The organism is Paenibacillus allorhizoplanae, from assembly GCF_927798215.1.
Classification (GTDB): Bacteria; Bacillota; Bacilli; order Paenibacillales; family NBRC-103111; genus Paenibacillus_E; species Paenibacillus_E allorhizoplanae.
Genome location: NZ_CAKMMW010000010.1, coordinates 125,886 through 142,484, shown reverse-complemented (window position 1 = coordinate 142,484; position 16,599 = coordinate 125,886). Strand labels below are relative to the sequence as shown.

The 16,599-nt window shown below is 41.9% G+C and carries 11 protein-coding genes; 5 read left to right on the top strand and 6 right to left on the bottom strand.

The window, feature by feature from the left end; genetic code table 11:
* Nucleotides 1-54: 54 nt before the first annotated feature.
* The 3 genes from L6I86_RS18025 to L6I86_RS18015 all read right to left on the bottom strand — a co-directional run bounded on the left by L6I86_RS18025 (nt 55) and on the right by L6I86_RS18015 (nt 3,639).
* Complete coding sequence (locus L6I86_RS18025; RefSeq protein ID WP_236289275.1) at nt 55-1,671, bottom strand: extracellular solute-binding protein; 1,617 nt, start codon at nt 1,669-1,671, stop codon at nt 55-57.
* A 123-nt stretch (nt 1,672-1,794) separates the two neighbouring features.
* Complete coding sequence (locus L6I86_RS18020) at nt 1,795-2,685, bottom strand: carbohydrate ABC transporter permease (protein ID WP_236289273.1); 891 nt, start codon at nt 2,683-2,685, stop codon at nt 1,795-1,797.
* A 30-nt stretch (nt 2,686-2,715) separates the two neighbouring features.
* Nucleotides 2,716-3,639, bottom strand: coding sequence for an ABC transporter permease (locus L6I86_RS18015; RefSeq protein WP_236289271.1), 924 nt, complete (start codon nt 3,637-3,639; stop codon nt 2,716-2,718).
* 229 nt (nt 3,640-3,868) lie between these two features.
* On the opposite strand from L6I86_RS18015, the gene L6I86_RS18010 reads away from it, so the two are divergent.
* Both L6I86_RS18010 and L6I86_RS18005 read left to right on the top strand, forming a co-directional pair.
* The gene (locus L6I86_RS18010) at nt 3,869-5,407 is read left to right on the top strand and encodes a response regulator (RefSeq protein ID WP_236289269.1); all 1,539 of its coding nucleotides are present in this window, start codon (nt 3,869-3,871) and stop codon (nt 5,405-5,407) included.
* Nucleotides 5,404-7,179: a cache domain-containing sensor histidine kinase gene (locus L6I86_RS18005; protein ID WP_236289267.1), complete on the top strand. Its 1,776-nt coding sequence runs from the start codon at nt 5,404-5,406 to the stop codon at nt 7,177-7,179. Before L6I86_RS18010 ends, L6I86_RS18005 begins: the two co-directional genes overlap by 4 nt.
* Before the next feature lie 62 nt (nt 7,180-7,241).
* Here L6I86_RS18005 and L6I86_RS18000 read toward each other — a convergent pair whose 3' ends face one another.
* A complete protein-coding gene (locus tag L6I86_RS18000) occupies nt 7,242-10,994 on the bottom strand; it encodes an OmpL47-type beta-barrel domain-containing protein (protein ID WP_236289265.1) in 3,753 nt (1,250 codons plus the stop codon).
* Nucleotides 10,995-11,210: 216 nt separating this feature from the next.
* Here L6I86_RS18000 and L6I86_RS17995 point away from each other — a divergent pair, with 216 nt between their 5' ends.
* From L6I86_RS17995 to L6I86_RS17985, 3 genes are read left to right on the top strand one after another with little or no spacing between them, the layout of a single operon-like run.
* On the top strand, nt 11,211-12,737 hold the full coding sequence (locus L6I86_RS17995; RefSeq protein WP_236289263.1) for a spore germination protein: 1,527 nt from the start codon (nt 11,211-11,213) through the stop codon (nt 12,735-12,737).
* Nucleotides 12,738-12,747: 10 nt separating this feature from the next.
* Nucleotides 12,748-13,842, top strand: a complete 1,095-nt coding sequence (locus tag L6I86_RS17990) for a GerAB/ArcD/ProY family transporter (protein ID WP_236289261.1) — start codon at nt 12,748-12,750, stop codon at nt 13,840-13,842.
* Nucleotides 13,832-14,929, top strand: a complete 1,098-nt coding sequence (locus L6I86_RS17985) for a Ger(x)C family spore germination protein (protein WP_236289260.1) — start codon at nt 13,832-13,834, stop codon at nt 14,927-14,929. Before L6I86_RS17990 ends, L6I86_RS17985 begins: the two co-directional genes overlap by 11 nt.
* A 95-nt stretch (nt 14,930-15,024) precedes the next feature.
* On the opposite strand, the gene msrB is transcribed toward L6I86_RS17985, so the two are convergent.
* The gene (gene msrB / locus L6I86_RS17980) at nt 15,025-15,486 is read right to left on the bottom strand and encodes a peptide-methionine (R)-S-oxide reductase MsrB (protein WP_236289258.1); all 462 of its coding nucleotides are present in this window, start codon (nt 15,484-15,486) and stop codon (nt 15,025-15,027) included.
* 6 nt (nt 15,487-15,492) lie between these two features.
* Nucleotides 15,493-16,506: a peptide-methionine (S)-S-oxide reductase MsrA gene (gene msrA, locus L6I86_RS17975; RefSeq protein WP_236289256.1), complete on the bottom strand. Its 1,014-nt coding sequence runs from the start codon at nt 16,504-16,506 to the stop codon at nt 15,493-15,495.
* Nucleotides 16,507-16,599 lie beyond the last annotated feature (93 nt).

The following is a 16,599-nucleotide window of genomic DNA, read 5'->3' as shown; positions in this document are numbered from 1 at the left end:
CTATTTAAATGAAGAAGGAAGCCGGAGCAGTCTCTCGGCTTCCTAATCCGTCTCTTACTTCCAAAGATCCATGCGTTTCTTATAGTTGTCGTTGATGATTTTCTCCACTTTCTCATCGCCTGCTGCCTTCATATCGGCAAGCATTTTATCGAACAGAGCAGCTGCATCCGCTTCCGTTTTGGAAATAATGATTTTCGTAATTGTTTGACTCATAATATCTGAAATCTTCTGAGTGACAAGTGCATCTGGCGTACCGCCAGCAGGGCCGAGATTATCATAGGCAGACGTTTCCCACACGGTATCGGACAAGTTCTTCAGTGCCATCTGGTCGATCTCGTTACGTTGATAGCGGCCCGGCAAATCATACGGCGTACCATCGGAACCTTTACCGTTCTTCACGAACCAAGTCCATTTGCGAATACCTGTTTTCTTGGCGTAGTTATCCCAATCGTCTTTGAAACCTTGAAGAACTTCTGGGCGCGGTGTATGTTTGCCGTCCTTCTGATCCCAGTGCACTCCCTCTATTCCCCACATCAGCAGGTATTGCCCTTCTTCGCTAGCTAGGAAGTCGATGAGTTTCATCGTTCTTTCCGGATTTTTATTCGTCTTTGTGATGGCAATGGCGTCCCAACCAAGCGAGCTTTTTGGCCCTAAGGTCGTTTTGGCAGGGTCAACACCTGGTCCGACAATTTTATATGGATAAACCTGCTTCTCAATTCCGCCTTCTTTCTTCAGTACACCATTAGGCGTGCCGAAATCCCAATAAGCGCCAGGCGAGGCGAATACGAGCCCTTTCGAGATTTTTTGCTCCCACGTTTGCTTCTTGTTGACAGGCCATTCTGGATCAATTAAACCTTCACGGTACAACTTATTGATGTACATCAGCATGTCCTTATATTTCGGATCCTTCACATCATATTTCAGTGTTCCATTATCTTCGTAGTAAACTCTCATTCCCCACATGCCTTTAAACGTTCCGAGCACAGCGCCCATGTTTTCACCATTGAAGCTCATCGGGAATACGTCTTTGCCATCCACTTTACCAAGCTTTGTTTTAAAATCCTTCAGCAGAGCTTCGAATTCATCTGTCGTGAACGGCTTTCCGCCTTCAGCTTTGTCAGGAGCAATCTGTTTCAGCCAATCCTTTCGCATATTTATGCCGAATACAGGCTCATTCTCTGGGCCGTACCAGTTAGAAAGATAGTAGTTTTTACCGTCGGTATAACGCGTCTTTTTTAACGTGTCTCCATACATTTTCTGTACGTTAGGACCGAATTTCGCAATGAGATCATCCAGTGGAATAATGGCCCCTGCAGCGATGTACTTACTAACGATATCTCCACGGTCCATTAGAACGAGATCCGGCAGATCGCTGCTGGCGAGCATCAGATTCAGCTTTTCCGAAGGGTTACCGGTTGGCTGCTGAATTTCAATCGTAACTCCCGTTCGTTTCGTAATTTCCTTAGCAACTTCATTGGTAAACGCATCGCCCGTATTTTTATCAAAAAAAGTCATTTTTATCGGTGTCGTATCATTTGCTTTGTTATCGGTTGTAGCTGCTGGCTTATCACTGGAGGAAGCTGTATTTTCTTTGGTCGTACAACCAGCAATGACTGAACCCATGAGAACCGCTGAAATCAGCACATTAAACGTTTTCTTCGTATTGAACATGAAATAAAATCCCCCTTGACTGAATGTATTTGAAACATATCTAAATGCATTACTTAACTAGGATATCGTCTTAACCTATACGAATGCGCCCCAACCACCACCTTTCAGAAATGAGAACCTGATCTAGGCTTTAACTGCTCCAACCGTCATCCCTTTGACAAAATACTTTTGCAGGAACGGATACACAATAACAATCGGGAGCGTTGCGACAATCGTTGCCGCCATGCGGATCGAATCCGACGATACGGCGAGACGTTTGGCTGAATCCGCCATTTGCTGCGCGTCCGACACCATAGAAGACGTCTGATACTGATTCAAAATTTTGACCAGAACCGCCTGTAAGGTCTTCAATTCGGGCTTATACGTGAATACATAGGAATCGAACCAAGAATTCCAGTGGCCGATCGCCGTAAACAAACCTATTGTTGCAAGCACTGGCGTTGTTAAAGGCAATATGATCATCACGAAGATTTGCAGATCGTTCGCACCGTCTATCTTCGCTGATTCATCTAATTCCCCAGGAAGCTGCTGGATAAATGTGCGTACCAATATCATATAGAAGACATTCATAAGTCCTGGCGCAATGTACACCCAGAAGGTATCGATAAGGTGCAGGCTCTTTAAAATCATATAATAAGGGATTAAGCCGCCGCCAAAGTACATCGTGAATATGAAGAACAGTGTGATGAATTTACCACCGACCAAATCACGTTTACTCAGTGGATAAGAAAGCAGACAGATGACCAGAACAGCGAGTGGCGTGCCAATCAGTGTACGTGCTATCGTCACTTTGAGCCCATTAATAATTTCCTGATCGCCCAGAATCTGCGCATAGCTCGTCAGGGAGAAATCTCTTGGCCAGAAATAAACGCCGCCCCGGATCGTATCCTCCGCACTATTTAGAGAGAGTACAAGAATGTTCCAGAAGGGGTAGAACGTTGCGATAAACATCAGTAAGAGGAACCCATAAACGAACCAGGCGAAGAAAACATCGCCTCTCGATTTTGTTCTCATGTAAACCCACCCATTCCTATCTTTTCTTAGTTAGAACAATGACTGCTGATTCATTCGCTTGGATAACGAATTAACGCTAACGACGAGGATGAAGGCAATAACTGATTTGAACAACCCTACAGCAGCTCCATAAGAAAACATGCCATTTTGCAACCCGTAACGGTACGTATAGGTATCGATAACATCCGAATATTTCAAGATCGTGTTATTTTGCAATAAATACTGCTGATCGAACCCTGCGTTCAAAATCCCCCCTATTGATAAAATAGCCAGAATGACAATCGTAGGGCGCAAAGACGGAAGTGTTACATGGAACATTTGGCGCATGCGGCTGGCCCCGTCAACTCTTGCTGCTTCATATAGTTCGGGATTGATAGCGGCTATTGCAGCCAAATACATGATTGCGTTAAACCCCATATCCTTCCACATATTCGAGACGGCAATGATCCCCCAGAAATAATGACCGTTTTGGAAAAATTGCACCGGTTGCTCTGTGATGTGCAGGAGCATCAGTATCTTGTTGATCAACCCCTGTGAAGAAAGCAGTGTGATGATGATGTTTGCAGCTATGACCCAAGAGATAAAGTGAGGTAAGTAGGATACCGTTTGCATCACTTTTTTGAATAAACCCGTCTTCACTTCATTGATCATTAAGGCCAGCAGAATGGGGGCCGGAAATCCGATTAATAGCGATAAGAAGCTTTGCGCAATCGTATTCCGCATAATGATATAGAAATCACCGCTGGTAAAGAAGTACCGAAACCACTCGAAACCGACAAACTTACTTGTAAAAAACTGATGAAAAAATGAACCTCCACCAGGCGAGTAATTGATAAACGCCATGTATAAACCGAACATCGGACCATACGAGAATAATAGAGTAGAGATGAAAGCCGGCAGGATCATGACGTATAAGTATTTTTGGCTCTTCATCCTTCTGAGTCGCGCTTCCATGTGGTTAACCCGCCTTTTCCAGGCTGCGACGGCTAATGCCGCTCGATCACAACCATCATCATTTTGTATATTCTCATTATAGGAATGGGCAGATAACTATTCTATACAAACATCTTCCGAAACGTATTCCAAATGAACGATCCTTGGGTTAAGTCATTGTTTATTTGAGCTATACGTTTTACAATAAATGATGTTATATCTGGCGTTTAGAAAGGTGGTAGCGCTCTCAATGTACAGCATACTGCTGGTAGACGATGAAAAAATGGAACTCGAGATGCTCGCCGAATACGTTCGCTGGGGTGACATGGGTATTCGTGTCGCTGGCACAGCGAAGAACGGCAGAGAAGCGCTTCAGCGCATGGAAGAACTTCGACCTGATATCATATTAACTGACGTCCGTATGCCTATTATGGATGGACTGGAATTCAGCAGGCGAGCCAAACAGATCAATCGCAATGTCCAAGTCGTATTCCTAAGTGGTCACGATGAATTTCACTATATTAAAGCAGCGCTATCCGTTGAAGCGATCGGCTATTTATTGAAGCCACTTGATATGGGTGAGCTTCAACTTTTAATGGAGAAAGTGAAACAGAAGTGCGAAGAGTTCCGAATTTCCTCTCAGACCTCGGAAGTACTCAAAGAATCCTATCTGAGGGAACTGGTGCAGGAAAATAACCCTCTGGTTAGATCCCAATGGATTGAGAAACTCGTCTTGCTGCCATCTTCGATCCCTTCAATCGGTCTTTTTCAAATGATCTACCTAACTATTGACCCTGTTAGCCATTATGGTGTGGAGCTCGTAACACAGATTCGCAATTTTGCACAGGCAGAAATCCCCCGTTCCTTTCTCTGTCAAATGAAAGAAGGAACCTTCGTACTTCTCTGCCACAAGCAAGATACAGCGCCACTCGAGCTATACCATGCAGCGGAGCAACTGATTCGCTATATCAACGACAGCCATAACGCGGTCATTTCAATCGGTGTCTCCGACGTTCGGATGGGCTTGGATAGCCTATACGAACTATATACAGGAGCCAAACGAGCCAATGAAAGCAAGTTTTATTATGGCTTGGGGACATGTACAAGGGCCGATCAAGCTGTCGAGCCGGTGTACAAAGAGGTGAACCCTGAACAGGCAATTGCTTCACTTTGTCATGCCATTTCCCATCTGCAGGAAGCTGCCGCTAGCAGCGTTATTCAAGACTTCTTTAATGAATTGCGCACCTCCAAGGTCGATCGGGACCTGGTCTGCTCAAGCTCGTTACGCCTTATTACCGCCATCGAGCAGCATTTTACCAATATTATCGGTGGTGACTCCGTGAATGCCATGTATGTCGACGATTGGAAGGGTATAGCCAATTATTCAACCATCAATGAGATTGAAAATCACATCTTGGGTGTCTGTCATGCCATCCTCTCTCTTATGAAAGAAAAGGATAAGGACAAGAATCTTCATATTATTCATCAAATTACTAGTCTTATCGACAACAGCTTCAGCAGACAGTTAACCATCGAGGATCTTGCGAAACAAGTATATCTGTCACCCAATTACGTGCGAACTTTATTTAAGGAAAAAACGGGAGAAACGATATTGGAATATTTGACACGCATACGCATTCATCATGCAGCTGAGTTACTAAAAGATAAATCCAAAAAAATTCATGAGATTGCTACTTCCGTTGGATACGAAAATGTCTCTTACTTCTGCTCCGTGTTTCAAAAGTTCAAAGGAACGACCCCTAACGAATATCGGAAGAAACTTTTATGAAACAGAGACGAATGCCATGGCCACTCCGATTTGTAGCCAAAACGTTTCTTAATCTCAATTTGAATCGTAAATTATTCGCCGTCTTTTGCATCGTTTCCATCTTACCCTTATTGTTTTTCGTCAAATATTCCTATGACACGACCAAACAGGAGTTAACGACACAAATCTACTCCAATATGATTGCAACGACCGATCAAATTAACACAAACTTGGAAACAAAGCTTGATTCCTATTCGAAAATATCTGCTTCTATTTATTTGGATAATACGTTACGTCTGCTATTGATCAAAGATTACTCCGAAGACGAAACAGAGTACTTGGATTCCTATATCTACTTCAATAATGTAATGAAAAATGTATTGGCAACGAATCCCGATATTCGGGCAGTATCCATCTACATTAGCAATACCACATTTCCTGCGGATAGCGTATATATTAAACGAATTGATGATGCTGCCAAAGCAACCAATTGGTACGCGTCTATCGCCAACTCTCATGGTAATGTGACTTACAGTGTTTCCACAAATGCAGATGCCACTGAGCCTGTATTCACGCTGGCGCGATTGCTCAATAACAACAGCCTTAACTTTCCTTACGGTATTCTTACGTTCGAGATTGCCGAAGCCGACATCTATCGGCTCATGGAGAAAGAAAATAAACAAAAAGATATTTATATCGTCAATGAGAACGGCAATATTTTATCCAACCGCAATAAAGCGTATCTGAATCAAAATATCGACACCTTGATCCCCGGTACTTTCGGTGAGAACCAATCAGGAAGTTTTGACAGTATGTACAACGGTGAAAAATCACTCGTCGTTTATAATACGATTAAAAATGGCTGGAAAACGATTTCCGTTATCCCCTACAAGAGCTTCATGACGAACACTCAAAAAGCATCCAAACGAGTTCTACTCATGGCTTTGAGCAGTATAGCAATCTCCGTTGTTTTAATTTATATAACCTCACGGTTCTTCACCAAACGAATCGAATCCCTGCTTCAAGTCATCCGGCGGGTAGAAAGGGAAGATTTTAATGTCAACATGACGTTTATGGGGCATGACGAAATCGGGCAGCTATCCTTTGCCTTTCACAAGATGACAGGTCGCCTCAAAGAATTGATCAATGAGGTCTACAAGAAGGAAATTGCAAAAAAAGAAGCGGAAATGAACATGCTGCAAGCCCAAATCAATCCGCACTTTTTATATAACACGCTGGCTTCGATCTCGGCATTAGCCAATAAGCATGGGGATAACAGAATTAACGAAATGGTCTCGCACCTCGCTAAGTTTTATCGAATTTCATTGAATAAAGGAAAAATGATATTACCCATCAGTGAAGAAATCAAACTCACGAAGTATTACCTTGCCATTCAACAACATCGATTTGAAGGACTGCTTCGACTCCATTATGACATTGATGATTCTGTCCTTGTTTATCAGACAGTCAAACTAGCCTTGCAGCCATTTGTAGAGAATGCCATCAATCATGCTGTTTGGGACGATGAAATGGGCATGAATATCATCATTAGAGTGTACAGGGATGATTGCGATATTTATCTGGAAGTGATCGACGACGGGATGGGCATGCAGCCTGAAACTCTTGAACGTGCTTTAAATAAAACCGATAACATATCGGGGTACGGGATTACCAATGTTGACCAGCGGATCAAATTAGCCTTTGGCGACGAATACGGTGTTAATCTCTATAGCAAGTTCGGGATCGGAACGAAGGCACAAATTCGTATTCCTCTACACGGTATTCATTCTTAACCATACTTGAAAAATACGACTAGTGAAACAAAGGGGCTCTTGCGAGAGCCCCTTTGTTTTAGCTATTTACTGGTCTTTTGGATGAAATAATCAATATCGGCAATAAGGATGTCAGAGAATTCTTTGGTGATCTTCTTGCCGGCAGTTAATACTTGCACAAAGATTCGCAATGCTTTTAATTGCAGGGCAGTCGCATCTTTATTATGACTGCGTACAATCGCTTCCACTTTGGCAAGCAACTCCTTCCCCTTGTCTGATATTGTGATCGAACCATTCGCAACACCGATATTAATGAGATCCCTGAAATGATTGGTATCCATCTCTACCTGCAGCGTATACGTATTTGCCGTCACATTGCCGGCCAGATCCGTCCCGATGATCTCGATCACATGGTTTCCAACGGCTAAGGATGCAGGGACAGCTTGAACTGGATTGCCCGAGTTTTTCTTATCTAGTTGAATACTGCTACTGCCTATGCCGCTTAACGCATCCGTGATCTGAACCGATAGGTTCAACGGATCTGTCTGCCAAATTGTTAATGGACCGTTTACTCGGACAACGGGTGCTGTGCGATCGATGCCTACCGTCACTTGCTTGGATGCCTCCACATTGCCGTATCGATCCTTCGAACGATAATGAATGCTGTAAGCACCTTCCGTGGATAGCGTCACAGGTCCATTAACCGTTACCCAATTCCCGTCATTTAGCTGATATTCCGTCAACAGTATGCCGGTGCCTCCTTGTTGATCCACTGCGTTGAAGGTCATCTTGATGTCTTTATTGGTAAAAGTGCCGGTGCCGCTGATCCCGTCGAAGTTGACATTGGTCGTAGGAGGTACCGTATCTAGCTGAAGCTTAAATAGTTTAGACTCGGCTGGCTTCAAGGTTACATTCAGCATTCCGCTCACCTTATCCTCGGCTCCTGTCCATAGATCCGTTCGTAGATAGTTACTGGCGCCATTCAATCCAGCACGAGCCAAATCAATGGACTTCGTCGCAGAGGAAGCTCCGCTGTAATTGAAGACAGCCACATAATACGTGCCATTGTAATTCAATACGAAGGTCTCAGCCGCATTCGCTCCCGTATTCCCTTCCACTGCTTGGAAAGCCTTACCTAGTATAGCGACTTGGTTGACTGCCTTGTTTGTCAACAGTTCGTTCATGTAGGTTTGAGCAGTCTCATTATGCACATCATCCGAATTCAAGAAAACCGTACCCGAAATAACGGCGGAATTTACTCTGCTGCGCGCCTCGTCCATGGAACTTGCCCTCGACAACGACATATGATCTGGGTCAGTGTATGGGTAAATTGTTCCGTTCTGCCACCAACCATAAGTGAGCGAGTTCAGCTCGTACTCGGTTTCACTGATTTTGCCATATACATCACAAGAAATTCGACGGCTGTGTGCATATTGACTCGGAAATAACGGCGCAATCGATTCGCTAATGAACATGCTGCCATTAATGACATGATTCACGTACGCCATCCCTTGATTATAAGCTTGAATACCGGTGGTTACAGTCGGGTCGGCATGCTTCCCTTCTAAAGAACCATGCGTTAAGAAATCCAATTTAATATATGTGAAACCTAAAGCCTTAAATTTACCCAAAAAATAGTCCATTCTTGCCTTCGTACCCGGATGAGTTGGATCAAGTGCATAGGCGCCATCCAGCGTAGGCAAAATTTCCCCCGTACTATCTCTCAATACGATGTCTCCGTACGTATATTGATTGTTCGTCCCCTCAACCGTCTGACTCATATTCGTGCCCCAGTAGACGAAGGGCCCCCAATAAATACCGGCTTGCTGACCATTTTGATGAATGGTTGTCACAGCATTTTGCAGCTGAGTATCCGTTAAATTGTCCCAATAGGAGTCTAAGTTAATGTAGAGTGAGTCCTTGTTGTTAAAAGATTTGTTTTGTAGGTGCTCCTTGAAGTAATTCGACGTATCAATGACATCTTGGTAGGTCAGATCGCTGCCGTAGGCTCCCCAACTGTTCCAGCCTACCGGAACCTCGTGGGCAACTGTGCCCTGGAAGCTTAATGGCGGAGTAAACACGGCGTTCGCACGCCCGTATTCCTCGAGACCATCACGGTAATCGGCAAAGTAGCCGACAAACATCGTTGGTGATGTTACTTCCGTACCCGAAATGCTTCCGTGAGGCACAGTATCGTGTGTAATGTTGGATGATGCTCCGCCATACACCGTGAGGTTGTTCAATTTATGATTGGAACCGTTCCAGGAAATACCCGTCTTCCACGTATCATGCGTGACAGATCCGATCACGAGACCATTCCGATTCGCATTATTGTAAATAGCCGTTACTTCATAACCCGTGTTCGAAGTGTTGATCGATTGGGCTTTATACCGTATCCAATTATCATTATCAAAAGGGACAAATAGCGCTCTATTATCCGCATAGCTGCCAATATCCACGCCGCCACTATTGTTCACAACAATAGGTGCTATGGTATTCGTCGTCATGGATGCGGTGTTAACCGCTTTTAACTGAGTCAGGAAGAAGTTCTTCCCTTCATACAAGGTATAGACTTGATGAAGCGTAGGTTTACCAGGCGATTCGTTGACGACGGTAAAACGAATTCCTACGCCGAAACCGTCATGAACGGGGACGATCGCAGCTTCCGATAAGGTATGCTGTGGATAACTCTTGCTCGTAACGAGATTACCCAATTGTAGGCTGCCGTAAACGCCTTTTACAATTTTGGCATCCTTCCATGAATAATCGGCCATGCCGCTATCCGTATGGTACGTGATCGTCGTATCACCGTTGGAAAACGTCGCGCCATACGTATAATGCGTTACGGTGATGGCACCGTACTGTTTCGACTCGCTGGGCTCGCCAAGACTGCTGTCGACATGATCGTCATCGCCAGGATTCTGTTCAATCTTCGGACCGACAACGATTTTATCCAAATCGGGGGAGTAGCCGTTGCCGTCAGCGAACTGGATCGTATTGCTGCCAGCCACTAAAGCCAAAGGAATCACATACGTATTTACCGTGTTCCAGTCAGGTGTTTTGGGAAAATCATAGGTCTCCGACGTCCCACCATTTGCACTGACTTGTACAGAGCGAGGATCCCCAGAAATATAAGAAACTGTTACTTGATAATTCCCTGTTGAAGCCACTTCTACCCCATTAAATTGCAGGGAGCTGCCTTGATATAAATTGCCGACTTTCTTTCCTCCAGAACACGAGCCGCAATTAGACACCGAAGCTTTGCCTGTAAGTATATTGACAGCAGACTCCGCCTCGAAATCATGAGCAAGTACCGGAGGTGGGTCACCTCCCCCACCATCTCCAGGATTCTGTGTACCTGCGGGATTAATCAAGATTTTGTCAATGTCCGGCGCATACCAATTACCGTCGTCAAACATGATGGCATTCGTACCAGCATTAAGTTGAAGTGTGACCTCAAAAGTGCCAACCGTGCTCCAGTCAGCTGTTTTGGGAAAATCGTAATTTTCCGCACTCCCTCCATTTACACGGATATTCACCGAACGGGGATCGCCGGATATATAAGAAACCGATACCTTGTAGCTTCCAGCTTCGTTCACGGTAATACCGTTAAATTGCAACGAGCTTCCTTGATAGAGTCCTCCTACCTTCTTACCTCCGGAACATCCGGTACATTCAACCACTGATGCGTTTCCACCTAGGATATTAACCGTCGCCTCTGCTTCGTAAGTTTGACCTTCCGCATACGCGGTTTGAACGCCAATACCCGCGTTGGCTGGCAACGCGACTAACAAAAGCATGAACACAATTAGCCATTTCGCGATCCTATCTCTCATAACATCTCTCCTTGTACAATGAATTTACATTCATGTCTATTATAGGAATGAAATCGAGGAGATCTCTACGCGATTATTTTCAGAAACATAACGATAATTAACAATCTTTTGAAATGACCAGTTGAATACAGAGGATCTTATTGGTATCTACATACATATTTGTAGAATTTATGGTTCATATTATAACTAATGTTCTTATCAAAGGTAGGTACTTACATGGGGCGCTTTCGAACAAAAATCAAAAAAATTATCCTAAAGGATTCAGAAACAGATTTTAAGAATCCACATCGTATGCATGAGTCGAATACTAATATTAAAGCTTCTAATGAAAAAACAATCACAGAAGCTAATATGGAAAAGACACTTGCGAAATTCGGGGATAGTTTTGACCTTGTTCACCGTTCGTTTTATCAAGCTACTATTCACCTTATATATTTAAATTCATTAGTAGATTCCACCACATTAGAGTGGGAAATACTTTCACCATTAAGAGAAATGTCATTCAATGATTTCGGAAAATCCCTTCAACAATCCCTTTATAAACCAGTAAATAATCAAGAGGAAATCATACAAGGAATATTAGACGGCAATGTGACATTGTTCACTGGGGAGTATTCCTATTTAATAAATGTGTCTGGATTCGAAGAACGCGCCATTTCACAATCTGAAACAGAAACTGTAATCAGTGGGCCACATGACTCTTTTAATGAGGCATTAAAAACGAATGTATCGTTGATTAGAAGACGAGTCAGAAGTTCTCGCTTAAAAATGATTACGTTATCTGTCGGAGAAATTTCAAGAACAAAAGTTCTAATCCTCTATATTGAGGGTATTGCAAAAATGGATTTTGTGATTCATCTGAAAGAAAAGATTCAATCGATTAAAGTTGATTCCATAACTGACTCCAATGTTTTGGTTCAAATGTTAGATGATCATCAAAACTCGCCATTCCCTCAATTTTATACCACGGAAAGGCCAGATATTGCTGTGACTAAACTATATGCTGGAAAGATCCTTGGACTTGTCGAGGATAGTCCAAACATTTTTTGTACGCCTTCCAGTTTCTCTGATTTTTTCGAGTCACCAGATGACTATAATCAACGTTGGACTATAGGAACAGCGGTTAGGATTCTACGATACTTTGCATTATTTATTACCTTAGTACTTACAGCTTTTTATGTCTCTATTTGTACGTTTCATTACGAAATGATTCCACAATCCCTACTACAAAGCCTTATGCAGTCTAGAAGTAGAGTGCCTTTTGCGCCTTTCGTTGAAGCTATGTTTTTAGAAATAGTCATTGAACTTTTAAGAGAGGCCGGTGCGAGACTGCCTACAAAAATTGGTCAAACAATTGGCGTAGTAGGCGGTATTGTGATCGGCCAAGCAGCTGTTGAAGCTGGGGTTACCAGTAATATCTTAATCATTGTTGTTTCTGTATCGGCCATAGCTTCCTTCATAGTACCAAGTTATATTATGAGTTCTTCCGTTAGAATCATTAGGTTCCTATTTATTGTAATGGCAGGATTTTTGGGTAATATCGGTATTTTCTTTGCATTGGGAATAGTAATCATCCACTTAACCGGGTTAACAAATTTATCAGCAGATTATGTTAAGCCTGTTTCTGCAACCTTTTTCAAAAATTTGATGGAAGGCATTGTGAGAGGGCCTTTTCATAAAATTAAAAAGGGGCAACCGGCGCATTCTTTGATGCCAAACGATGGTGAAAATGAGAGGAATTAATGGTGACCATATGAAAGAACGGCTCAATCCACTTTTACTGTCAATACTATTCTATAGCATCCAAAATGGGCTTGCCTTGTATACATTACCTCGAGTAACTGCCGAATATTTTGGAACAAATGGCTGGTTAAGTATTATTTTCATTTTCGTACTCGTTAATATCAATATTACGATGATTGCAGTAAGTTATAAGCTAGGTAAAGGAAGATCAATTTTTGAAATCATTGAGGCTACAGTTCCCAAGTGGGTAATGGTACCCTTCTATTTGTTTATCAGCTGTGTTTGGATTGGACTAGCAAGCATGATTATGAGGGAATATATCTTCATCATGAAAATTATGTTTTATCCATCATTACCTGCCATATTTTTCGTCATATTTTTTACTCTTCTTAGTTTTCAATTACTAAGAGGTGGAATCTACCATATTGCTAAAGCACTTGTGGTTTTATTCTTCGTCGTTATTCCAATGATTGTTTTGCTTTTTTATCTTATTCCAGAATTCGATTTCGCACGTTTCACGCCTTTCATTTTTAAAGGAGATACAGATTTTTTCAAGGGGACTCTTCATGTTTATTCAGCATTCTTAGGTATTGAGGTTTCCATTCTTTTTTTCCCTTTTGTTGAAAAGAAATGGACGAAAGCACTTTTTATTGGAAATATTCTCTCAACGTCCATTTATTTAATTATCACGTGTATAAGCTTTGGTTTTTTTAGCTTCGATCAAATATTAAATGATCTCTACCCCGTTATGACATTATTTGAATATACAGAAGTTTCTTTCATTTCACGCGCCGAGAATCTTTGTTTCTGTGTTTATGCCTTCAAGGTATTATCAACAACGATCATATATTATTGGGGAGCTCAGCAACTCTTTGGGAATATGGTAAAAAGTGTAAAGCCCAATGTCTGGATAATTATCATACTTGCAATCGGTTTTATACTTGCAATGATGCCAGATTCTCTGTTGGATGTTAAAAAATGGTTGAACTTATTGAGTAATTGTTCAATCGGAATTGCTTGGGCATTACCTATATTCGTATTATGCAACCTGTCTATTCAAATTCTTAAAAAAAAGATGCCTAGGGAGACAGATCATGCAAAATAAAATGATTGTATTGATCGCAATATGCTGTTTATTATTAACAGGTTGTGTAGAAAGGAACATTATTGAAGATTTGGCCATACTTGAAGCTGGTGCTTACGATTTGTCGGAAAGTGATGTAAATCCAATTCGAACAACAGTCCTTTTTCCCACTGTCACTAAAGAAGGATTGGTCGATACAATGACTCTTACTGCGAATGGTAAATCCGTTCATGATACTTTTCTAAAAATTCAAAATTTAACCAATTTAAAGTTAGTTGGAGGACAGGGTACGATTCTCTTTGGTGAGGAACTGTTGAAAAAAGGTCTTATACATGTTGTGAAGTCATTTACAAGAGATCCAGAAATCGGAACTCGCGTTAAATTTGCTATCGTGGAGGGCAATGCAGGGAATTTACTAAAAAAAAAGTTACCCTCTGTCGAAGATAATGCTGATTTTCTTTACACGTTCTTGGATAAGGCGGGCAAACAAAATAAAGCTTTCATTACGAATAAATATCGTTTTTTAAGAGATTATTATGACGATGGTATTGATCCAGTACTGCCCGTTTTTTCATCTGAAGGTGATAACATTGAATTAAAAGGATTGGGTATTTTTAAAGGAGATCAATATGTTACACGCCTAACCTTAAGTGAAACACAGATCTTTAATTTATTAATGGGTGACATCAAAAATGGCAGCTTAATAATGAATATGAATGCTGAAGATTCAGGAGAAAATTATCAGCTTTTGTTAAATAGTATTAAGTCTAAAAATGATAAAATAATGAACACAGGAACTATGTCGGTCGAAGTCATTTTAGATATAAAAGGAAGCGTCCTTGAATACACAGGCACCATGGATATAACTCAAGAGAAGTATCAAAGAGAATTGGAAAAACAGGTTGAAAATTATATAATAACCAGTTCACAAAAGCTGATAACCAAATTACAAAAAGATCAAACAGATCCTATCGGAATAGGAAAGGTGGTACGCAATCATTTATCATATGAAAGATGGAACACTATGAACTGGAATATGATTTATTCAAACTTGAATATTCATGTAAAAGCAAAAGTAGATCTGATTCATATTGGGAAATCAAAATGATCTTAGGAAGTGAAGAAACAAGTAAGGAGTCCATCTCATTTTTGGTGAGGGACTCCTTACTTTGCCAGTGTTCGTTAATAATACATTTATTGATTCTATAGCTCGCTAAATAGTGCGAGATAGGCTCCGTATCCTTTTTCTTCAAGCTCATCTTTTGGAATGAATTTCATGGATGCCGAGTTCACACAGAATCGCAATCCTGTCTCGCCTGGTCCGTCATTAAACACATCACCTAGGAAGGAATCCGCATTTCGACTTCTGACTTCGCACCCAGAAAAGAATCCTTTATTTTTCAGAACAACGTTAGTGGAATCCAATGGCTTTGTAAAACTCGGCCAGCCTGTACGTGCATCGAATTTGTCCTTCGAACTAAACAGCGGCTCGCCTGAAACGATATCTACATAAATACCCTCAGCTTCATTATCCCAATATTCATTCGCATACGGTCTCTCGTCCACACCATGCTGGGTTACATTATATTGTTGTTTGGTTAGCGTTTTTAACTTTTCTTCTTTATTAAAATCCCCATTATAACTTTGCTTTGAGTTCGTATTCATTTCTCATCACTCCCAGTCCCACATATTTTGTTCAAGATACCGAGGATCGGAAAAATACTTGTTCATCGTATTCTTTACCGCTAAGCGAACTCTTTTGTAATAGTTCTGATGTTCGTCCTCGGCTTTGTAAAATGTTGATGCAGCGGCGATCTTCGTCACAACGGGTTTTGAAAATTGTTTGGATGCATCCAATTCCTTGCGAGATGCTTCCACGATCTCCTTTTGCTCAGGGCTTGTGTAAAAAATGGCGGAATGATCGCCAGGAGCCGTTGGATCGACGTTTTTCCAGAAATTCTGGAGCAACTCCTCATACGTAATCACATTCGGGTCATAATGAATCTCAACTGATTCAAGATGATCGGACGTTTTAGAAACGACTTTTTTGTAAGTCGGTTTGTCATCTTTTCCACCGGTATAGCCGGTGTATACATCTGTAACGCCTTCAAGCTCCCGAAAGGACTTCTCCATGTGCCAGAAGCAGCCGCCAGCAAAAATAGCGGTATCGGAAGACGTAGATGAGCTTTCATTAACCGCCGGCAACACATCGTGAGCCTCGATCGCATGCGACCTCAGCGTTTTATTCATGCCGTAAATGATGCCTTGGTGATAAGACACATGTAACGTAGTCGCGTAGATGAGCTCGCCGATAGTCTCGGCACGAAGGAAATTCTCGCTTACGGGCTCATCCAATTTATCTTGTAAGGTATCGTGGATATAATTGCGGAGCACTTTCAAATGGGCAATTAATACGTCCCACTCCGGCGGTTCTTCTTTCCAATCCATAGGTTTCGTACCGTAAGCGAAAAAGGTTTTATAGCTTTCCGGAAGGACCAGATGCTGGTTGGAAAGACCAAGCACATCGAATTGTGCAATGTAAAGAACATGACCCAGATGCCAATGAACGTTGTTTTTATATCCTTCCGGAATGACACTGCGTTTGTCCGGTGGACACTGATTGCATGCATGTATGAATTGATTTATGTGTTTATCCAGTAAGCGAAATGCGAATTCAGCTCTCATTTGATTGTTCCCCCCCAATTAGTAGTTCAAAAAACAATTAATTTCATAAAAAGAGCCCGCAGTTAAAATTATGAGAAGAAATACAATGATTAA